A 20,485-nucleotide genomic window follows, 5' to 3' on the forward strand; every position below is an offset into this window, starting at 1 on the left:
TGGATCTCTTTCGCGGAGCTGTGTCTGGGCATCCAACGCCTGAGCGCGCAAAACGGTTCCGATGAGCGTTCTAGCGGTGGGGTCTAACGCCGGGCGCGCGGATGGGTACCGTTATAGACCGCCATCAATTGTTCGGTATCCACGGCCGTATACCGCTGGGTCGTTGAAAGCGATGCATGGCCGAGCAAGTCCTGAATGGTGCGCAAATCACCACCGCCGGCCAAAAGGTGCGTCGCAAACGAATGGCGCAGCGCATGCGGGGTGGCGGTATCGGGCAGGTTCAGAAGTTCGCGGACCTTGCGCATTTCACGCTGGGCGACTTGTGCCACAAGCCGATTGCCGCGTGCGCCCAGAAACAGGGGATCATCACCATCGGGCGCAAACGGGCAGATGCGGACATAATCCTCGATCGCGTCGCGCACGATAGGCAGAACCGGCACGAGGCGCTGCTTGTTGCCTTTACCGGTGATCACCATCGAATCCCCGGTCGGGCGTTGATTGGCATTAAGATCAAGCGCCTCTGAGATACGGAGACCGCAACCATACAGCAGGGTAAAAAGGGCGAGGTTGCGTTTGCCAAGCCACGGCTCATCCTGCCAGGCATCGGCATTTTCGAGCACTGCCATGGCATCATCTGGCGCCAGCGGTTTGGGCGTTGATTGCGGCAGGCGGGGGTTGCGGATCGACTGCACGGCGGCGTTTTGACCGCGCCCGGACCGTTCAAGGAACCGGTAGAAATTGCGTAACGAGGATAGCGCACGCGCGGTTGACGTCTTGGCCATGCCATCCATGCTGCGGCGTGCCAGCCAGCTTCGAAAATCGCGCGGATTCAGGCGCAAAAGGTCCTTAAGCGTCGGTGTGTCACCCAGATGATCCTTGATGAAGCCCAGAAAGGCATAAAGATCGGCCAGATAGTTGTCGGTTGTGTGGTTGGACGCGCGACGCTCATTGGCAAGCCAGCCACGCCAGTCGGCAATGGCGTCGCGCACATCCTGTGGCAGGGTGATGGCGGTCAGACCGTTTGGGTCAGCCATCGACGCACACCAAATTCGATAACGGATGCCAGGAACATGATCAGATCATTGGCCTGTGACGGGCTGAAATAATCCGGCTCCTTGACGCCAAAGGCAACAAGCCCGACCGGATCGCCATAAAACGGTGCCAGGCGCACAATCGCAGCAGACCGGATTTCAGATGCCTTCGGGCCAAAGATCGCCTCGTCACCGGCATCATCTGGCAACAGCCACACATCGTGCTCGTCCCCCAGAACCTGATCAACTGCCCCAACAACAAGACGACGGACCCGGCCATCACAACTTGGTACCGGGGCCTCTTTGCATTCTTCAAAGCACAGCGCAATGGCATCAAGATCAAGAAGTTCTGGCACAAGGTCCTGAAGCGCTTCGACAAAGGTTTCAAACCCGCGCGCATTCAAAAGTGCCAGAACCGCACGGTGAATGCGGCTTTGGGTTTCGAGGTTGGATTTGGAAATATTGATCAGTTCGCTGGTCGCGCCGCGCAGCTTTTCACGTTCATCGCGCAGGCGGGCAACGACATATTGCTGCATGTCGGCAACGCCATTGCCCAATTCGCGCATCGGCAAATCAAGACTTTCAAGCAAGTCCGGGCGCGTAGTGAAGAATTCAGGATGTTCGGCAAGATAGTCCGCCACATCGTCGGAGCGCAAAGCTGTCTTTTCCATCGGTTCCGGCTTGAAAAATGAGAAACAAAAAACCCGGCTGCCACAATGCGGGCTGCCGGGTTAAATGCATGTTAAAAACCACGCGCGATGCGGGTTTTTATAAATCTGTCGCGATCAGCGATCCAAAATCAGAGGATCGACTGGCCGGTTTTTTCCCAATCGGCGAGGAAGGCTTCAAGGCCTTTGTCGGTCAGCGGGTGTTTGGTCAACTGACCCAGAACCTGCGGCGGGATGGTGACAACGTCAGCACCCAGACGGGCCGAGTCGACAACATGCTGCGGGCCACGTGCCGAAGCAACAAGCACTTCGGTGGTCCAGTTCGGGTAGTTGCCATAGACGTCAACGATGTCAGCAATCAGCTGCATACCATCCGAGGAAATGTCATCCAGGCGGCCAACGAACGGCGAAACATAGGTCGCACCTGCTTTGGCAGCCAGAATGGCCTGACCAACCGAGAAGCAAAGCGTTACGTTGGTCTGAATGCCTTCGTCGGTGAAGGTACGGCAAGCCTTGAGGCCATCAGCAGTCAGCGGCAGCTTGACGACGACATTGTCGGCGATTTTGGCAAGCTTGCGGCCTTCGGCAACCATGGTTTCGTAGTCGGTCGCAGCAACTTCTGCGCTGACCGGACCGTCAACAACTTCACAAATTTCCTTGATCAGTTCGAGAAACGGTCGGCCAGACTTTGCTACCAGCGAGGGGTTGGTGGTGACACCGTCTACGAGGCCGGACATGGCCAGTTCGCGGATTGCGTCGATGTCAGCGGTATCGATGAAAAACTTCATTGGAATTCCTGTTTAGGACCTGTTGTTCAATGATGCGGTTAGCTGCTAGGTTCTGGATCATCTGATGACGGAACCAGATCCTTGCTGTGGGACCGTTTGTTTCTGTGCCCATATGTCTGGCGTTCTTGAAACGGCTCGGTCTGATGGGCAACCTCACGGGGTTTATAATATATGCGTGCCGCAAAGGCCACCTCTGGAAATTTGTTTGCGAATGATCCGGCCTTTGAGGTAACCGCCCAGACCGTGAGCGTCCTGCCGCCGCTGCCTTTGGCAGGTCCTTATGACTATCTGGTACCCGAAGGCATCTCTGTTGCACCCGGTGATTTCGTTGAAATTCCCCTCGGCCGTCAAACCCAGCGTGGTGTCGTCTGGGGCGATGCCAAGCGCGATGTCGATCCCGCCAAGCTGCGTGAAATTTTCGGTGTTTTGCCAACCCCGCCGATGGCAGATGTCACCCGCAAATTCATTGATTGGGTATCGGCCTATACCATGGCGCCGCAAGGGGCGGTGTTGCGCATGGCGATGAGCGTGCCCGACGCGCTTGAGGCCCCCAAACCGATCTTTCGATTTACCCTAAATCCTGAATTTGACGCGATATCTCTGCGCATGACGCCGCCGCGCAAACGCGTTCTGGCGTTCCTGGGTGATCATCCGCCGATGGAGCAGGGCGATATCCTGCGCGAAACCGGTGCCGGGGCGAGTGTGATCAAGGGGCTGGTCGAAGCTGGCGCTGTGCAGCGCCTGATGGTCACCCCGCCATCGCCGTTTGAGGCACCTGATCTTGATATTCCGCGACCGGATTTGTCACCCGAGCAGAACGAGGCCGCAGACGCGCTCTGCGCGCGCCTTGATGACGGTGGTTTTTCCTGCACGCTTCTGGATGGTGTGACCGGGTCGGGCAAGACAGAAGTTTATTTTGAGCCGGTCCGTGCTGCACTGGCACAGGGCAAGCAGGTTGTGGTTCTGTTGCCGGAAATCGCACTTTCCGCCCAGTGGCTGCAACGTTTCCGCGACCGGTTCGGTGTTGAACCCGCCCTTTGGCATTCCGAAGTCGGGCAGGCCAGGCGTCGTGATACCTGGCGGGCGGTGGCCGATGGATCGGCCAAGCTTGTCGTTGGTGCGCGATCAGCCCTTTTCCTGCCCTATCATAATCTCGGCCTGATCGTGGTTGACGAGGAACACGAACACGCCTTCAAGCAGGAAGACGGCGTGATGTATCATGCCCGCGACATGGCGGTAACACGTGCGCATCTCGGCAACATTCCCATCGTGCTGGCGTCTGCGACCCCATCGCTTGAAACCCTGGCCAATGTTGAAGCCGGGCGCTATCAGCATGTTCAACTTGGCAGTCGTCATGGTGTCGCGGTGTTGCCATCTGTCGAGATCATCGATATCCGTCAGGACAAACCCCAACGCAATCGCTGGATCACGCCGACGCTCAAAAAACGGCTGGCAGAAACCTTTGCCAATGGCGAACAGGCGATGCTGTTCCTGAACCGTCGGGGTTATGCGCCGCTTACCCTATGTCGCGCCTGTGGTCATCGGTTCCAGTGCCCGAACTGCACCGCCTGGTTGGTTGAGCACCGGGCGTGGGGCAAGTTGCAATGCCATCATTGCGGTTATCAGGCCAAGGCCCCGGATGCCTGCCCGTCCTGCGGGGCGGAGGGCAAACTGGCCCCCTGCGGTCCGGGGGTGGAACGCCTTTATGAAGAGGCGGTCGAGACTTTCCCCGATATCCGGGTCGAGGTCGCGACATCCGATAACATCATGGGGCCCAAGGCCGCGGCACAGCTGATTGATCGCGTGCATAATCACGAAGTCGATCTTCTGATTGGCACCCAGATTTTGGCCAAGGGCTATCACTTCCCGATGCTGACGCTTGTGGGGGTGGTTGACGCCGATCTGGGTTTGGCTGGCGGCGATTTACGTGCGGCTGAACGCAGCTATCAATTGCTAACCCAGGTGGCGGGCCGTGCGGGCCGTGGTGATCGCCCCGGTACGGTGATGCTGCAAACCGCCGATCCGGCCAACCGCGTGATCAAGGCCATTGCCGCTGGTGATCGTGATGCCTTTAACGAGGTAGAGCTATCGCAACGCATGACCCATGGCATGCCACCACACGGTCGGCTGGCCGCCCTTATTATAAGTGGCAAAAAGGAAAGCGAGGTCGATGAGGCCGCCTGGCGGATTGCCCGGGTTGCGCCGCGCGGTGATGGGCTGATGGTGCTGGGCCCGGCACCCGCACCTTTGTCGCTTTTGCGCGGGCGTTATCGTCGTCGCTTCATGATCCGGGCCGACAAGTCGGTCAAGATGCAGGCGCTGATCCATGACTGGCTGTCAAAGGTCAAAACGCCGGGCAGTGTGCGCGTGCAGGTCGATATCGACCCCTACAGCTTTATGTAGTTGGGATTGCTTCGCGTCGTGTCGCTCATTGCGAATATTGCGACTGCCACCAGTCATACCCGTCCGGTCCAAGGTATCGTTCAAAAATACGAAGCAACCGGCCATCTTCGCGCATTTCGCGGATGATTTCGTCATACCGGCTCAGGAACGCTTCCTTGTCGGGATAATCAGACGCCTTGGAGAATACATTATAATAGGGCGCACGACGCAGTGGCGGATACAGAAAGGCGATCTTGTTGCGATAGCGATTCTGCAGACTGTCGTAAATGGTGTTGAGGTAATTGACCGGTACCGCATCAAACCGGTTTTGCAGCAACATCGGGATCAGAAGGTCACTGCGGGCCACTGTCTGGATATCAAGATCGGAATTCCAGAAGGCGCTGGTATAGGAATAGTCGGCTGCGGCCCCGATCCGTATCCGTGCGAGATCGGAAAATTCCTCAAAGCGGATTTTTTCTTTGTCCTTGGCCCGGATTGCAAATCGCCAATCCAGCAACAGATGCGCCTCATTGGGATATAGAAGGAATTCGGCGCGCTCGTCATTCATCGAAAGCGTTAGGACGATGTCCGAGTTGCCGTTGCGGGCGTTATGCAGCAAACGGCTGCCATTATCGACAAAACGGAACACATAATCCCGGATTCCCATGGTGCGTAGCACCTCGGTCATGATGTCGATATCAATGCCCATTGGGTCTTCATGGCCAACCCATTTCAGCGGGGCTTCTTCAAGCCCCTCGATCACAAGGGTGCGGGCCGAAGGGCTTTTCCACGATAACAGGATCAGGCACACTGCTGCACAAAGGCAAATTCCCTGTTCAAGGAAGCTTTGTTTTCGTGCCGTTGGCGTCTTCATTGTCGTTCCTGTTGTCCTGAAAACGGCGCAGGTGCATCTGCTGTCATATTATATTTAAGGAGTTAATTTGATAATGCTTTGTGAAAGTAATAACGAATCATCTGAAAATCAGCGCAGCATGTGCGATTGGGCAGAGCAGACATTTGGCCCGGTCAGTGATCCGGCGTCACTCGTGGAACGAGCCCTTCTGGAAATGCAGGAACTTGGCGAAGCGGTTCAGGATCGCGACGTCAGCGAGATCGGCAAAGAAGCCGCCGATGTTCTGATTTTGCTGTATCGGCTGGCAGATCAGTTCGAACTCGATCTTGATCAGGAAGTTCAGGCCAAGATGGCGATCAATCGATCAAGAACCTGGGTATCAAAGGGCGATGGCACAGGATCACACGTCTGAAAACATCGATGTCACTTGATTTAATGTGATGATACCTCTCGATGATCCGGGAACCAGATGGCTCTACTGGGCCACCTCAAGTCTCGATCAGGTGTGAAGTTGGTTACAGTTTTGATCGGTTTATCCCGATAATCGCAGCCAGGATAAAAACCAACTCTGTGCAATTCGGGGATTCGTCGCGTGAATCAGGATTTCATTAACCTTGCGAGCTCATCCCCAACCAGAGGCATCTTATTAAATAGTTGTAAGCCTGCCTTAAAAATGGGCGATTTCGGGGTGTTTTGGCCGAACTTTGCCAAAGAATGGAAAAGAGGGCGCAATTGCGCTTGCGCGGGGGTTGCCCACTCAAAGGACATGTGATACCAAACGCTCGCTTCCCGGAAGGAAACCCTTTCGGGGGATCATTTTTTTATACGTATCCGAGTCGTTCTCATAACCAGAATTGAGGGCTTTCACCGGTGTCCCAAAATACTGCCGCGACCGGGCTCCAAGGGCGCTACGCCACAGCACTATTTGACTTGGCCAACTCGGCCAACCAGCTTGATGCTGTCAAAAGCGATCTTGAATTGCTCGACCAGGCCATCGCAACCAGCGATGACCTCCGGAATGTACTCCGCAGTCCCGTGATTTCCCGGGACGTGCAGGCCAAGGCGATGGCGGCTCTTCTGGACAAGCTTGGCGTTTCCGAGTTGACCAAGAAGACCGTAGGGCTTCTGTCTCAGAAGCGTCGTCTGTTTGCCCTGCCGGATGTCATTGATTCCTACCTTTCCATGCTCTCGGCTCACAAGGGCGAAGTTACCGCACAGGTGACCTCGGCTTCCGAGCTGAAAAAAGAGCAAATCGAAGCCGTTACCGGCGCTCTCAAAGAAGTTGTCGGCGCCACTGTAAAAGTGGACCTTAAAGTTGATCCGGCTGTTCTTGGCGGTCTTGTCGTCAAGGTCGGTTCCCGGGTTTTTGATGCCTCGCTTCGTACTAAACTGCAGAAGCTCGAGCTCGCTATGAAAGGGGTTGCGTGATGGAAATCCGCGCCGCGGAAATCTCCGCTATTCTTAAGGATCAGATTGCCAATTTTGGTGCTGAAGCCGAAGTTGCCGAAGTCGGTCAGGTTCTGTCTGTCGGTGACGGTATTGCCCGTGTTTACGGTCTGGACAACGTCCAGGCTGGTGAACTCGTTGACTTCCCGGGTGGCATTAAGGGCATGGCCCTTAACCTCGAAGAAGACAACGTTGGTGTCGTGATCTTCGGTTCTGACCGTTCGATCAAGGAAGGTGACCAGGTTAAACGTACTGGCGCCATCGTTGACGTTCCGGTTGGTAAAGAACTTCTTGGTCGCGTTGTTGACGGTCTGGGTAACCCGATCGACGGCAAAGGCGAACTGGGTGCAAAAGAACGTCGCCTTGCTGACGTCAAGGCACCGGGCATCATCCCGCGTAAATCGGTTCACGAGCCGGTACAGACCGGTATCAAGTCGATTGACTCGCTGATCCCGATTGGTCGTGGCCAGCGCGAGCTGATCATTGGTGACCGTCAGACCGGTAAAACCGCCATCATCGTTGACACCATTCTGAACCAGAAGCCGGTGAACGATGCAGCGAAATCCGACAGCGACAAGATGTTCTCCATCTATGTTGCCGTTGGTCAGAAACGTTCGACCGTTGCACAGGTTGTTAAGGTCCTTGAAGAGCGCGGCGCGATGGAAAACACCATCATTGTTGCTGCGACCGCATCCGACCCGGCGCCGATGCAGTTCATCGCACCGTTCGTTGCTTGCGCAATGGGTGAGTACTTCCGTGACAACGGCATGCACGCAACCATCTTCTATGATGATCTGTCCAAGCAGGCTGTTGCTTATCGTCAGATGTCGCTGCTGCTTCGCCGCCCGCCGGGACGTGAAGCATTCCCGGGTGACGTCTTCTATCTGCACTCCCGTCTGCTGGAACGTGCGGCAAAGATGAATGACGAAAACGGCGCTGGCTCGCTGACCGCACTTCCGGTCATTGAAACCCAGGGTAACGACGTTTCGGCGTTTATTCCGACCAACGTGATCTCGATCACCGACGGTCAGATCTTCCTTGAAACCGACCTGTTCTACAAAGGCGTACGCCCGGCTGTGAACGTTGGTCTGTCGGTTTCGCGTGTTGGTTCGTCCGCACAGATCAAAGCGATGAAGCAGGTTGCTGGCTCGATCAAGCTGGAACTCGCTCAGTATCGTGAGATGGAAGCATTCGCACAGTTCGCATCGGATCTTGATCCGGCAACCCAGAAACTTCTGGCCCGTGGCGCACGTCTGACCGAGCTGCTCAAGCAGCCGCAGTACTCGCCGCTCAAGGTCGAAGAGCAGGTTGTTGTGATCTACGCTGGTGTTAAAGGCTATCTCGACAGCATTCCGGTGAACAAGGTTCGCGCCTTCGAAGAACAGTACCTGTCCGAAATTCGTTCGGCTGGCGCTGATATCCTCGATGCGATCCGCACTGAGAAAGTTCTGTCCGATGACAGCGAAGCCAAGCTTAAAGCGTTCCTCGACAAGTTCGCGAAAACCTTCGCGTAAGACTGAAACTTAGGCGAAGGAGGAAACGCAATGGCTAGTTTGAAGGATCTGCGCTCGCGCATTGCCAGCGTCAAATCGACGAGGAAGATTACCTCGGCGATGAAGATGGTGGCAGCCTCCAAGCTCCGTCGTGCACAGGATGCAGCGGAAGCAGCCCGTCCCTATGCTGAACGCATGGGGACGATGCTGGGCCGTCTTGCAACTGCCGTCGGCAGCAATGAAGGGGCGCCAAAGCTTCTGGCCGGTACCGGTAAGGATGATGTGCATCTGCTCGTCGTCTTCACCGCGGACCGTGGCCTTTGCGGTGGTTTTAACGCATCGATCGTCAAAGCAACCCGTCTGAAAGCCAAAGCCCTGCAGGCTGAAGGCAAGACGGTGAAGCTGATCTGTGTTGGCCGCAAGGGTGCAGATGCGCTCAAGCGTGAATTTGGTGACAATATTGTCGCCCGGTATACTGGCATCGAGGGCAAGAAGGGGATTGATTTCTCTTCGGCAACCGAGGTGGCAGACAAGGTTCTGGCGCTTTACGACGAAGGCGAATTCGACGTCTGCACGATCTTCTACAACAAGTTCGTGTCCGCGATTTCGCAGGTGGCAACCGCTCAGCAGCTGATCCCGTTCACGGGTGAAGAAGCAGACGAGCAGGAAGAAGCAACTGGTTCTTCTGCGGTTTACGAATACGAACCGTCCGAAGAAGCCATTCTGGCTGATTTGCTGCCGCGTAACGTTGGCGTCCAGATTTTCGGTGCAATGCTTGAAAGCAGCGCATCTGAACACGGTGCGCGTATGTCCGCGATGGATAACGCAACCCGCAATGCCGGCGATATGATCGACCGACTGAGCATCCAGTACAACCGCTCACGTCAGGCTCAGATCACCAATGAACTGATTGAAATCATTTCCGGCGCCGAGGCTTTGTAAGCGGGTCGCAGGAAGTTAACGGATAGCTTTGTCCGAGCAGGAGACAATAACTATGGCGAACAAGAAGGCGGGGAAAATTTCCCAGGTAATGGGCGCCGTCGTCGACGTTAAATTCGACGGCGATCTGCCTCCCATTCTGAATGCGCTGCATGTTGACAACAACGGTCAGCGTCTGGTTCTTGAAGTTGCACAGCACCTTGGTGAAAATGCGGTCCGTACGATCGCAATGGACACCACCGAAGGTCTGCAGCGCGGTCAGGAAGTCACCGACACCGGTGACGCGATCTCGGTTCCGGTTGGTCCGGAAACCCTTGGTCGTATTCTGAACGTTATCGGTGAGCCGGTTGACGAACGTGGTCCGGTTAATGCAGCCAAGACCTCTCCGATCCACCGTGAAGCACCTGACTTCATCGACCAGTCCACCGAAACCGAAATCCTTGTGACCGGCATTAAGGTTATCGACCTTATCGCGCCGTACACCAAGGGTGGTAAAATTGGTCTGTTCGGTGGTGCGGGCGTTGGTAAAACCGTCCTTATCATGGAACTGATCAACAACGTGGCAAAAGGCCACGGTGGTTACTCGGTCTTTGCTGGTGTTGGTGAACGTACCCGTGAAGGTAACGACCTCTATCACGAAATGATGGAATCGGGCGTTATCAACCCGGAAGGCGAATCCAAAGCTGCACTGGTCTATGGCCAGATGAACGAACCCCCGGGAGCACGTGCACGTGTTGCTCTGACCGGTCTGACCCTTGCGGAATACTTCCGTGATGAAGAAGGCCAGGACGTTCTGTTCTTCGTCGATAACATCTTCCGCTTTACCCAGGCTGGTTCGGAAGTGTCGGCACTTCTCGGTCGTATCCCGTCTGCTGTGGGTTATCAGCCGACGCTGGCAACCGACATGGGTGCGCTGCAGGAACGTATTACCTCGACCAAAAAAGGTTCCATTACCTCGGTTCAGGCAATTTACGTCCCGGCCGATGACTTGACTGACCCGGCACCGGCAACCTCGTTTGCCCACCTTGACGCAACCACCACGCTGAACCGTCAGATTGCCGAGCTCGGCATCTACCCGGCAGTTGACCCGCTCGACTCCACTTCGCGTGCTCTGGATCCGGGCGTCATTGGTCAGGAACACTACGAGACCGCGCGTGAAGTTCAGCGTGTTCTTCAGACCTACAAAGGTCTGCAGGACATCATCGCCATCCTCGGCATGGACGAGCTTTCGGAAGAAGACAAACTGGTTGTGGCACGTGCCCGTAAGATCCAGCGTTTCCTTTCGCAGCCGTTCCACGTTGCAGAAGTCTTCACCGGTACTCCGGGCGTGTTCGTTCAGCTCGAAGACACCATCAAGGCTTTCAAAGCGATCTGCGCTGGTGAATATGACCACATGCCGGAACAGGCATTCTACATGGTCGGCACCATCGAAGAAGCCATCGAAAAAGCCAAGAAGATGGCCGAAGCTGCCTAAGGCAGCTTTGGTCCCCCTCCGGCTAAGGAGCGAGGATTGTCATGACTGATACGACTGTACTGGAACTTGTTTCACCGTCTGCCCTGCTCAAATCCGAGCCGGTCGAGATGGTCGTTGTTCCGGGCACGGACGGGAATTTTGGTGTTCTGCCCAAGCATGCGCCGATGATCTCGACCATTCGTCCGGGTGTCATCGACATCTATGCAGGTGGTAAGGTTTCCGAACGTATCTTCGTTGCTGGCGGTGTTGCCGAGGTTAATCCCGAGCGTTGCACCATTCTGGCAGAAGAAGCGGTTCCGGTTTCCGATTTGAAAGCTGACGAAGCACAGGCCCGTCTTGAAGAGGCTCAGGCCGCTCTCAAGTCTGCCGAGACTGCACACGACAAAGCCAATGCCGAGCGCGCGCTCGACATTGCCCGTGCACAGATCCAGGCCCTGAGCAACTAAGCCTGCTTTCAGAAAATCATTTAAAAAAGGCCGTCCTGATGGGGCGGCCTTTTTTGTTGTCTGATCTGACTTTGGGTCGTTTTGGGGCTTTCGGCATTCGGCCTAACCGCGCCAACCTGTCTGCGCGCGCAAACTTGCGGCCTGCAAAATCCAGCCACCACCAAACCCAAGCACCACGATCATACCAAATGCTGTTGCGATCATAGGTCCGGCGAGTGCCGCGACCTGTGCGAGATCAATCGTGCCGATGGCCTGTGCGGCGATAATTGCAATGCCGCTGCCTGCCATCAGCCCGACCAGTCCACTGATTGTAACCATCAGTCCGGTTTCAAGCGCCCCCGTTTGGGTGATTTGACGCGGCCGAATACCAAGGGCGCGCAGCATGGCTAGTGTCTCTGTCTGGCGCTGGCGCAGCGCAATCAGCCCGCAAATAATCACCAGAACCGCGCCAAGGGTGGCAAGGGTGGTGATCGCGAGCAGCCCTGCCGCCACGCCGTCAAACAAGCGGGTCAGTTTTGCCAGAACGTCGTTAACGAAAATCACCGGGATATCGCGATGGGTCTCAAGGATCGGGGCCATTGATGCCCTTGCATCCATCGTATCGTTAAGCTGCACAGCACTGATCACCCCATGGTCAAAGGCCGGCGACATTGGCGACAGCACAATCGGGAAATCAAGGTCAAGCCGTGTCCAGTCAATCTGACGCAGATTGGCAATGCGGACGTTATGGGGCTTTCCCATGATATTGACCGTCAGGCTGTCCGCCACCGCCGCACCGATTGCCTGTGCGACACCGGCGTCAAGGGATGCGAGCCCTTCGTTAACGCTCTCTGGGGACCACCACTGGCCATCTGTAAGCGTGCTTTGGCTCATGTTTGCTGTCGGACGATCCGTCCATGACATGCCCCGGTCGCCGCGCAGGAACCAATGATAGCGCCGTAGTACTTGGGCCTGCGTCAATGGCACGCCGTTCAGATGCGTGACCCGACCATGCAGAAACGGCATCTGGGTGATGCTTTGAACACCATCAGCGCGCAGGACATCTGCCTGAAAGGCGTCTTGTGCGGTTGGCGGGATATCGAAAAACACCACATTCGGGGTCTGGGACGGCAACACCGATTTCAAATGCTGACCCGCCAAGCTGCCAAACAGAATAACAGCGGTCAGACATGCCATCGCCAGACCAAAGGACGCGGTGATGGTCACGGTCGGCGCGGAAGGCCGGGCGATATTGCGCAATGCCAGACGAAGGGTGGGGGACAGGCGATGTGGTGTTGATAACCTTCCGGCGATGGCCCGGATTATCCGCCCGAGACCGACAAAAAGAACCTGGCACCCGACAAGAACCGCCAACAAGACAAGCGAAAACCAGCCAAGGTCAATCAGGGCACTGGCAATGCCAAGCAAGCAGCCTGCAATGAGGGCCTTTATGATTATGAGCTTGGTCCAACGGCGTTTTAAGGGGCTTTGCGTTTCACGTTGATCCTGATGGCGAAACAGGCAGGCCGGCGAAGCTTCACTGGCGTCGCGGATAGGGTTGATAGAAACAAGGGCAACAAAGCCGAAAACAAAGCCCGCAATCATGGGGATATTCTCGAAAGTTGGCCGTACGTCAAAGCCAAGCATTTCGGCGAACAACGGACCAAGCACCGCGCCCGCGATTACAGTCAAAACAACCGCGATCAGGATGGCGAAGCCAGTAATAAGTCCCATTTGCCAGATAATGCTGGCGGCAACTTCCTGTGGCCGGGCGCCCAGACTGCGCAGGGTCGCAAAGCGCGGACGTCGCGTGGCAAGGTCGGCTGTCAGGGCATTTCGGATGGCACTTGTCGCGATGGCAAAGATCGCAATTCCCATCAGGCTGACGAAGGCAGATGCGAAATCCCCGATGCGTTCGAGCCCGGGGACGCCGTCCGCGGCACTGACAATCCGCCATCCGCTATCTGGAAATCGGCCTTCGATGGCAGCAATAATCTGATCCGGCGATCGCGTGTTATTCGGTGGCAGTTTGATCCGCAAATACCAATAAACCTGCTTGCCCGGTGCCAAAAGTGGGCTGTTGCGATACGCGTTGAGCCCGACAATCACGCGGGGACCAAGCGAGAATAGCCTGAATTTGCGTTCGGGCTCAGCGGCGATGCGCGCGCGGATCTGATAAGGCTGACCCCCAAGATAAAGAGTATCGCCAACTCTGTACCCGCCCTCTTCAACCAGTTCGGGGCCAACAACAATGCCGGGAGTGCCATCGCTGGTGCCAAGGGCTTCCGAAAGGGGAATGTCTGGCGACAGTGCCAGATGACCAAAAAGCGGATAGGCGGCATCAACCGCCTTCAGTTCGGAAAGTACGGCCGTTTGATTATTGGATGGCTGGACCATCACCCTTTGTTCGATTGTCAGGCTGAGTGTGCCAAGCGTTTCAAGGAAAGCAATTTCATCAATCCTCGGTGCCCGGTGAAACAGGCGCAGCGAGATATCCCCGCCGATGGTCTGTTGTGCCGACTGGCGCAACCCATCGCGAACCGACTGGGTCAGACTGACGGTCAGGACCAGAATGGTCGCGGCAAAGACAAGGGTGGCAAACAGGGTGGCAATGCCGATACCGGGCTTGCGCAATTCACGCAGCGCAATCCTAAGGCTCGTCGGGATGGACTGGGATGCTAAAAGCAGAGATGTCGGGCGGCGCACGGCAGTCTCTCTGGCAGGGGGTTACGGCGTGGGGGTCAACGCCAGTCCCAGCCAGAAGGATTCGATCATTTTCATCAGTTCGATGAATTCTGTCACATCAACCGGTTTGCGCAAATAACAGTTTGCCCCGGCGGCATAGCACAGATCAACGTCGTGCTCGGCACCGGATGTTGTCAGAACGATTACCGGAATGGATGCGCAATTGGGATCATTGCGGATATCGCGCAACATTTCGCGGCCATCCTTGCGCGGCATATTGAGATCCAGAAGAATCAGGCGTGGGCGCGGTGAATTGCGATACGGACCATCTTGCTGCAAAAACTGCAGTGCGGTCATCGCATCCTTTACGTGATGCAATTCAACCGGTTGTTTGAATTCCCGAAGTGCTTCGCGCACCAGGCGCGCATCACCAGGATTATCTTCAATCAACAACAGGTTGTTTATTGAACCGTTCTTTTGATCCGGCATGCTGATCCGCTATCCTTAGGGATGAGCTTTTGGTGCGCATGGTCATCCCTGATCTTTTGTTTTGTGAGCCTGTCAATATATTGATCCTAAAGAAAAAGATGGCCCCCACCATCGAAAGGTATTCTTTGGAATCACATATATGATGTATTTCTTATCTATCCTTAAGTCTTAATTTCATACCTCAGCACGAAGTTCAATTCAATAAGACTTCAGTAAAGTTGCAGATATTATCCGACTGTATGGGATATAATGGTTCAAAAGTGCAGGGAAAAGAGTTTCTGCAAAACAATTTTTATCGGCAATATTACCGATAAATGCCTGCTCAGTTCGCCGAGATGCCGATTTCTTGTACCAGCGAGTCGAATCGGGCAATCAGCTCCGGCTGGTCGGCAAACACCGTGCTGGCCTTCTCGAACGCCGCCTTGGCATCGTCTTCCCGGCCCAGCACCATATAGGCCTGCATCAGGCGGGCCCACCCGTCGGGATTGTTCGGCTCAGCCTCCAGCCGTTCGGCCAATCCATTGACCATCGACATGATCATTTGCTGCTGCTCTTCAGGTGTCATTTCCTGCGCGGCGGCGATGTCTTCCTGACTTGGGCCGGGGGAGTTGTTTTCGGCAATGTTCAGGCGTCCTTCAATGTCGATCCCCTGGGCAAGGGCGGCTTCATTGATCCGGCCAACCACCATCGGCAACCACGGGGCATCGCCCGGGGCACCATTGGCAAGCGCGATCCAGCGATCAACCGCCGCACCGACATTGCCTTCCTGTGCATCGGCAAGGCCAAGATAAAACTGGATGCGCGGATCGGTACTGTCGGTTTTTTCGGCTTCGCGCAGCACGCCACGGGCTGCTGTGTTGATTTGGCCATTATTGCTGCGGATCAGGCTTTCGGCATACATGGCCAGATAGTCACCGTCGCGTCCCGACCGTTTGACGGTTTCAAGAAACGCGGTTTGCGCTTCTTCCGGGCGGCCAAGCGCCATCAGGCTGGCACCCAGCAATTCCCAAGCCCGCAGATCATCTGGATTTTCCAGAAGCCTTTGCGACAGATCGCTAACGGCACGATTAAGCACCGACTGGCGGTCTTCATCCGCGGTCTGGGCCATGCGCACGGCATTGATTTCATCGGTGCGGCTGGTGATCGGGCGGTCTGGCATGGTCGGATTGCCAAGATCAAGATAAAGCCCGAACCCGCCTGCAATGAACAGCACAATAAAACCGCCGGCAATGGCCCGGACGGGTTTGTTTGCCGATGTCTGCGCGATGGTGTCAGTGGGCTGTTGCTTTTTGATGCGCTGATCGGCCGCCAGAATACGACGCTGAACTTCGGTGCGCGTCGCATCGGCCTGCTCGGCGCTTAGAACCCCGCGTTCAATATCACGGTCAATCTCGGAAAGCTGATCACGATAAACCGCAAGGTCGCGCGAAAGCTCGTTTTCCGGGCTGCCATCTTCAAGCTCCGATGCGGACGGCGCATCGCTTGCCTCATCCGACGCCGCTTTACGACTGCCGCCAAAAATCGGCCACAGAATGAACCCCGCAAGCAGCAGGGTAATCGCGCCAAGAACAATCCAGATGGTCATTATTTAGGTATCCTGTCCTTGGCTTATTCTGCGGGCACTGCTTTGGCGGCAGTTTTGTGGGAACGGGTTGGTGCCCCGATGCGATAACGACGATCCGAAAGCGACATCAAACCGCCAAACACCATGACAAGCCCGCCAAACCACATCCATGGGATCAGCGGTTTGACGTAAAACCGCGTGATCCATTTGCCACTTTCATCCTGATCGCCGATGACGGCATAGATATCGCCGGTGAAGCTTGATTGAATGCCGGCCTCGGTGGTTGGCATGCCTTCGACCGTATAGACGCGTTTTTCCGGTGTCAGGACAACGGTGCGTTCGCCCGGTGTGGTGATGGTGATTTCCGCTTCGCGGGCGGCATAGTTCGGCCCCTGATATTCGCGGATGCCAGACAGGATAAAGGTATGCCCGGCAAGTTCGGTGCTTTCGCCGACGGCAAGTGACTGAACGGCTTCCTCGGTCCAGGCCTGTGATCCGGTGATACCGGCCACCACGATTGCCACACCGGCATGGGCCAGCATCGTGCCGTGGGCCGAGCGCGGCAGATTGCGCATGCGGCGCAGGCTGGTGCCAATTGGCTCGCGGAACAATTTGATCCGGCCCGACCATTCAAGGATCGATCCGACAAACAGCCAGGCTGCAAGCCCCATCCCGAACAGGGCAAAGGCCGGGCCACCCGAAAGCCAAAGTGTCACCAGCACGACAACGGCGGCAACCGCAAGGGCGATCTTGAGCTTGTTAAACACGCCCAGAAGGTCGGCACGTTTCCACGGCATCAATGGCCCAAAAGCCATCGCGACAATCACCGGCGTGATGATCGGAACGAAGGTCGCATTAAAGAACGGTGCCCCGACCGAGATTTTCTCGCCAGTCAGGGTTTCAAGCAGCAACGGATAAAGCGTGCCGAGCAACACCATGGCGGCGGCAATCGACAAAAGGACATTGTTAAAAATAAGCGCCCCTTCGCGCGAAATCGGCTGAAACAGCCCGCCGCCCTTCAATGTCGGTGCCCGCCAGGCATAAAGTGTTAGCGACCCGCCAACCGCAATGAACAGCAGGAACAGGATAAACACCCCGCGCGTCGGATCGGTGGCAAAGGCATGCACCGAGGTCAGAGCACCCGACCGCACAAGAAACGTCCCCAGAAGCGAGAAGGAAAACGCCAGGATCGCCAGAAAGATGGTCCAGCTTTTCAGTGCGTCACGCTTTTCCACTACGATGGCCGAATGCAAAAGCGCAGTCCCCGCAAGCCATGGCATGAAGGATGCGTTTTCGACCGGGTCCCAGAACCACCAGCCACCCCAGCCAAGCTCGTAATAGGCCCACCAGGAACCAAGCCCGATGCCAGCGGTCAAAAAGACCCAGGCTGCCAGTGTCCAGGGGCGCACCCAACGTGCCCAGGCCGGATCAACCCGGCCTTCAATAAGGGCTGCGACTGCAAAGGCAAAGGCGACTGAAAACCCGACATAGCCGAGATAAAGGAACGGCGGATGAATGGCGATGCCCGGGTCCTGCAACAGCGGGTTCATGCCTTCCCCATCCAACGGCGGGTTCAAGACGCGCTCAAACGGGTTCGAGGTCAGAACAATAAACAGGATAAAGCCAGCCCCGATCAGCCCCATCACACCCAGCACACGGGCCAGCAGGGTAGGCGGAAGATTGCGGCCAAATGCCGCAACCGCGCCACCAAACAGGGTCAGGATCAGCACCCAAAGCAGCATCGATCCTTCGTGATTGGCCCAAACACCGGTGATCTTGTAGATCATCGGTTTGGAGGTGTGGCTGTTAGCCAGAACGTTAAGGACCGAGAAGTCGGAACTGACATAGGCATAGGTCAGCGCAAGGAAACTCGCCGCGACCAGTGCAAAGCATGCCAAAGCCAACCGTGGTGCGACGGCCAGAAGTGCGGCGTCACGCCGCGATGCCGCCAGAAACGGTACGGTGGATTGGGCCACTGCCATCACCAATGACAGTATCAGCGCGTAATGTCCGATCTCTACAATCATATTATCGTTTCTCGTCCCTAGCAGGCTTTACAGTATCAATTATGTGCCCGGATGCGACATATAATCCCTTTAAAAAGGCTTGGAAACCTTGCGGAATATCAAATATGCGCTATTTGCTGCCCTAGGACGGGCGAAAATATGGCAATAGACATTACATATTGTACGCAAACAGGCTATAAAACGGTGGTCAGTAAGCGTATTGGTAGGCCAGAGGTTGACAACTGATGAGTCAATGTCCCGTCATTGACATAGCACAGAAAGAGACTTGGGCGCGTCGTGCAACGACGGCCTCCATTGTCATTGCTGCGACACTGATCCTGATCAAGGCTGTCGGCTGGTTTCTGACCGATTCCGTCAGCCTTCTATCTTCGATGATTGATAGCATGCTTGACGTTGGTACCTCTGTGATCAACTTCATGGCGGTGCGGTCGGCCTGGCGTCCGGCGGATTACGATCACCGGTTTGGCCATGGCAAGGCAGAACCGCTTGCCGGTCTGTTCCAGTCTGCCTTCATGATTGGGGCTGCGATCCTGGTTCTGGCAGAGGCGGCATCGCGCATCACCGAACCCATGCCGATTTCCTTTGCCGTCGAAGGCCTTTGGATCATGGGCGTTTCGCTGATCATGACCATTGGCCTGGTTTTGCTTCAACGCAAGGCGGTGCGGATTTCAGGCTCCGCCGCAGTCGAGGCGGACTCGCTTCATTACAGCAGCGATATCCTGTCCAATCTGGCGGTGATGATTGCCCTGTTTGGCGGGATGTCGGGCCTTGCCTGGGCCGATCCGGCGATTGGTGGACTGGTTGCGATCTTCCTGCTGTATTCCGCGGTCAAGGTTGGTCGGACCTCGGTCAAGGTTTTGATGGATGCGGAACTACCCGAATCTGATAGCCAGCGCATCATCGAACTGACCATGAAAAACCCCGATGTCATCGGTATCCACCGTCTGCGGACCCGGTCATCGGGCGTGCATCGCTTTGCCGAGATCGAATTGATCATGGATGGCGGCATGCTGATGCGCGAATCGCACACCATCTGTCATCAGGTGATGGACAGCATCCGTGCCGAATATCCTGATCTCGATATCACCATCCATCCCGAACCGCCCGAAGACATCCATCTTGATGAATTCAGCGGCTATACCGAGGATCCGGAATTCTGGCACACCGGCCGCGCCAAACGTGCCGGGCAGCACGACATCCCGGTCAATAACAGTGGCGGCGAAGTCGCGGCCATGGGGCGCTAGGCGCCAGCCGGTTTCACAGATGACCACAAAAAATGGCGGACCCTTTCGGGCCCGCCTTTGTTTTATGCAGTGTTTTTGCAGTTTGCTGTGTTGAAACCTAAAGAACGGTCAACATACTTGCGACCAGCGGGTGACGGACGATGTCCTTGTCACGCAGCTGGACGCAGGCGACATCCTCGACATTTTCAAGACGTTCGGACATTTCCGAAAGACCCGACATTTCCGGCAGAAGGTCGGTCTGGTCCGGGTCGCCGGTCAGGATCATGGTGGAGTTCCAGCCAAGGCGGGTGACCAGCATCTTAAGCTGTCCGTATGTGCAGTTCTGCGCCTCGTCGATCACCACAAAGGCGTTGTTGAGCGTGCGACCCCGCATATAGCCGATCGGTGCAATTTCGATCGTGCCATCGGAGATATAAGTCTTAAGTCGCTTCGCCCCCAGACGATCGTTGAGCGCATCATAAAGCGGGCGCAGATACGGTGCCATTTTGGCTTCGACGTCGCCTGGCAGGAAGCCGATATTTTCCCCGGCCTCAACTGCCGGGCGGGCCAGAACAATGCGGGCGATGTCGCCGTTATCAAGGGCTTCGACCGCCTTGGAGACGGCGATATAGGTCTTGCCGGTGCCGGCCGGGCCAAGGGCCATGACCAGATTGTAATTGTCGATGGCATCCATCAGGGCTGCCTGGTTTTCACTTTTCGGGCGGATGTTGCGGCGGTAGCTTTGATCGCGTTGTCCTTTCTGTTCTGTTCCGGTCTGATCCGACCCGCCAAGCGGGTGCCAATCAGCATTGTTTTCATCAAACAGTTCATGAACATTGTTATTAGACTGCTGCGGACGGTTACGACGACGTGCTGCGCGCTTACCCATGACAATCACCTCAACAAAGTGGCCAAAAAAGCAAAACGCGCCATTCCGTTATGGAAAGGCGCGCATTCAATTTTCATCTCGCGATGGAAGTGGCGGTAGGAGTTTCCGC

The 20,485-nt window shown here is 56.0% G+C and carries 17 protein-coding genes; 8 read left to right on the top strand and 9 right to left on the bottom strand.

The genetic code is table 11. From position 1 onward, the window contains the following. Positions 1-83: 83 nt before the first annotated feature. From WBY09_RS14505 to fsa, 3 genes are all read right to left on the bottom strand, one after another. The gene (locus tag WBY09_RS14505; protein WP_197146575.1) at positions 84-1,034 is read right to left on the bottom strand and encodes a tyrosine recombinase XerC; all 951 of its coding nucleotides are present in this window, start codon (positions 1,032-1,034) and stop codon (positions 84-86) included. Beyond that, positions 1,013-1,702, bottom strand: a complete 690-nt coding sequence (locus WBY09_RS14510) for a DUF484 family protein (protein ID WP_336233103.1) — start codon at positions 1,700-1,702, stop codon at positions 1,013-1,015. Before WBY09_RS14510 ends, WBY09_RS14505 begins: the two co-directional genes overlap by 22 nt. Before the next feature lie 128 nt (positions 1,703-1,830). After that, a complete protein-coding gene (gene fsa, locus WBY09_RS14515; protein ID WP_008889757.1) occupies positions 1,831-2,487 on the bottom strand; it encodes a fructose-6-phosphate aldolase in 657 nt (218 codons plus the stop codon). Positions 2,488-2,658: 171 nt separating this feature from the next. On the opposite strand from fsa, the gene WBY09_RS14520 reads away from it, so the two are divergent. Next, positions 2,659-4,890, top strand: coding sequence for a primosomal protein N' (locus tag WBY09_RS14520; protein ID WP_336233105.1), 2,232 nt, complete (start codon positions 2,659-2,661; stop codon positions 4,888-4,890). Between the two features lie 25 nt (positions 4,891-4,915). Here the strand turns inward: WBY09_RS14520 and WBY09_RS14525 are convergent, their stop codons facing one another. Then, positions 4,916-5,743, bottom strand: a complete 828-nt coding sequence (locus WBY09_RS14525) for a substrate-binding periplasmic protein (RefSeq protein WP_336233106.1) — start codon at positions 5,741-5,743, stop codon at positions 4,916-4,918. 73 nt (positions 5,744-5,816) lie between these two features. On the opposite strand from WBY09_RS14525, the gene WBY09_RS14530 reads away from it, so the two are divergent. The 6 genes from WBY09_RS14530 to atpC all read left to right on the top strand — a co-directional run bounded on the left by WBY09_RS14530 (position 5,817) and on the right by atpC (position 11,520). Continuing rightward, a complete protein-coding gene (locus WBY09_RS14530; RefSeq protein ID WP_336233108.1) occupies positions 5,817-6,134 on the top strand; it encodes a MazG-like family protein in 318 nt (105 codons plus the stop codon). 458 nt (positions 6,135-6,592) lie between these two features. After that, on the top strand, positions 6,593-7,150 hold the full coding sequence (locus tag WBY09_RS14535) for a F0F1 ATP synthase subunit delta (RefSeq protein WP_040823053.1): 558 nt from the start codon (positions 6,593-6,595) through the stop codon (positions 7,148-7,150). Then, a complete protein-coding gene (gene atpA, locus WBY09_RS14540) occupies positions 7,150-8,682 on the top strand; it encodes a F0F1 ATP synthase subunit alpha (protein WP_008889762.1) in 1,533 nt (510 codons plus the stop codon). Before WBY09_RS14535 ends, atpA begins: the two co-directional genes overlap by 1 nt. A gap of 30 nt (positions 8,683-8,712) precedes the next feature. Beyond that, positions 8,713-9,603: a F0F1 ATP synthase subunit gamma gene (locus WBY09_RS14545; RefSeq protein WP_008889763.1), complete on the top strand. Its 891-nt coding sequence runs from the start codon at positions 8,713-8,715 to the stop codon at positions 9,601-9,603. 52 nt (positions 9,604-9,655) lie between these two features. Next, positions 9,656-11,074 (top strand): F0F1 ATP synthase subunit beta, encoded by a 1,419-nt coding sequence (gene atpD, locus WBY09_RS14550; RefSeq protein WP_008889764.1) that lies wholly within the window; start codon positions 9,656-9,658, stop codon positions 11,072-11,074. A 41-nt stretch (positions 11,075-11,115) separates the two neighbouring features. Next, positions 11,116-11,520: an ATP synthase F1 subunit epsilon gene (gene atpC / locus WBY09_RS14555; protein ID WP_008889765.1), complete on the top strand. Its 405-nt coding sequence runs from the start codon at positions 11,116-11,118 to the stop codon at positions 11,518-11,520. A 102-nt stretch (positions 11,521-11,622) separates the two neighbouring features. Here atpC and WBY09_RS14560 read toward each other — a convergent pair whose 3' ends face one another. From WBY09_RS14560 to WBY09_RS14575, 4 genes are all read right to left on the bottom strand, one after another. Continuing rightward, positions 11,623-14,205 (bottom strand): ABC transporter permease, encoded by a 2,583-nt coding sequence (locus WBY09_RS14560; protein WP_336233110.1) that lies wholly within the window; start codon positions 14,203-14,205, stop codon positions 11,623-11,625. Positions 14,206-14,226: 21 nt separating this feature from the next. Further along, a complete protein-coding gene (locus WBY09_RS14565; protein WP_008889767.1) occupies positions 14,227-14,673 on the bottom strand; it encodes a response regulator in 447 nt (148 codons plus the stop codon). 322 nt (positions 14,674-14,995) lie between these two features. Continuing rightward, positions 14,996-16,258 carry a c-type cytochrome biogenesis protein CcmI gene (gene ccmI, locus WBY09_RS14570; protein ID WP_336233111.1) on the bottom strand — a complete coding sequence of 421 codons (1,263 nt, stop codon included), beginning with the start codon at positions 16,256-16,258 and terminating at the stop codon, positions 14,996-14,998. A 23-nt stretch (positions 16,259-16,281) separates the two neighbouring features. Then, a complete protein-coding gene (locus WBY09_RS14575; RefSeq protein WP_197146581.1) occupies positions 16,282-18,264 on the bottom strand; it encodes a heme lyase CcmF/NrfE family subunit in 1,983 nt (660 codons plus the stop codon). Positions 18,265-18,488: 224 nt separating this feature from the next. Here WBY09_RS14575 and WBY09_RS14580 point away from each other — a divergent pair, with 224 nt between their 5' ends. Further along, the gene (locus WBY09_RS14580; protein ID WP_008889770.1) at positions 18,489-19,508 is read left to right on the top strand and encodes a cation diffusion facilitator family transporter; all 1,020 of its coding nucleotides are present in this window, start codon (positions 18,489-18,491) and stop codon (positions 19,506-19,508) included. A gap of 97 nt (positions 19,509-19,605) precedes the next feature. On the opposite strand, the gene WBY09_RS14585 is transcribed toward WBY09_RS14580, so the two are convergent. Further along, positions 19,606-20,376 carry a PhoH family protein gene (locus WBY09_RS14585; protein WP_008889771.1) on the bottom strand — a complete coding sequence of 257 codons (771 nt, stop codon included), beginning with the start codon at positions 20,374-20,376 and terminating at the stop codon, positions 19,606-19,608. Positions 20,377-20,485: the final 109 nt, after the last annotated feature.

This window comes from Thalassospira sp. CH_XMU1458 (assembly GCF_037027205.1).
Classification (GTDB): Bacteria; Pseudomonadota; Alphaproteobacteria; order Rhodospirillales; family Thalassospiraceae; genus Thalassospira; species Thalassospira tepidiphila.

Coding starts and splice junctions, on each gene's coding strand:
- atpC (WP_008889765.1), top strand. CDS start 11,116: ATGACTGATACGACTGTACTGGAACTTGTTTCACCGTCTGCCCTGCTC.
- WBY09_RS14565 (WP_008889767.1), bottom strand. CDS start 14,673: ATGCCGGATCAAAAGAACGGTTCAATAAACAACCTGTTGTTGATTGAA.
- ccmI (WP_336233111.1), bottom strand. CDS start 16,258: ATGACCATCTGGATTGTTCTTGGCGCGATTACCCTGCTGCTTGCGGGG.
- WBY09_RS14530 (WP_336233108.1), top strand. CDS start 5,817: ATGCTTTGTGAAAGTAATAACGAATCATCTGAAAATCAGCGCAGCATG.
- atpA (WP_008889762.1), top strand. CDS start 7,150: ATGGAAATCCGCGCCGCGGAAATCTCCGCTATTCTTAAGGATCAGATT.
- WBY09_RS14580 (WP_008889770.1), top strand. CDS start 18,489: ATGAGTCAATGTCCCGTCATTGACATAGCACAGAAAGAGACTTGGGCG.
- WBY09_RS14525 (WP_336233106.1), bottom strand. CDS start 5,743: ATGAAGACGCCAACGGCACGAAAACAAAGCTTCCTTGAACAGGGAATT.
- WBY09_RS14505 (WP_197146575.1), bottom strand. CDS start 1,034: ATGGCTGACCCAAACGGTCTGACCGCCATCACCCTGCCACAGGATGTG.
- WBY09_RS14510 (WP_336233103.1), bottom strand. CDS start 1,702: ATGGAAAAGACAGCTTTGCGCTCCGACGATGTGGCGGACTATCTTGCC.
- WBY09_RS14545 (WP_008889763.1), top strand. CDS start 8,713: ATGGCTAGTTTGAAGGATCTGCGCTCGCGCATTGCCAGCGTCAAATCG.
- fsa (WP_008889757.1), bottom strand. CDS start 2,487: ATGAAGTTTTTCATCGATACCGCTGACATCGACGCAATCCGCGAACTG.
- WBY09_RS14585 (WP_008889771.1), bottom strand. CDS start 20,376: ATGGGTAAGCGCGCAGCACGTCGTCGTAACCGTCCGCAGCAGTCTAAT.
- atpD (WP_008889764.1), top strand. CDS start 9,656: ATGGCGAACAAGAAGGCGGGGAAAATTTCCCAGGTAATGGGCGCCGTC.
- WBY09_RS14575 (WP_197146581.1), bottom strand. CDS start 18,264: ATGATTGTAGAGATCGGACATTACGCGCTGATACTGTCATTGGTGATG.
- WBY09_RS14520 (WP_336233105.1), top strand. CDS start 2,659: ATGCGTGCCGCAAAGGCCACCTCTGGAAATTTGTTTGCGAATGATCCG.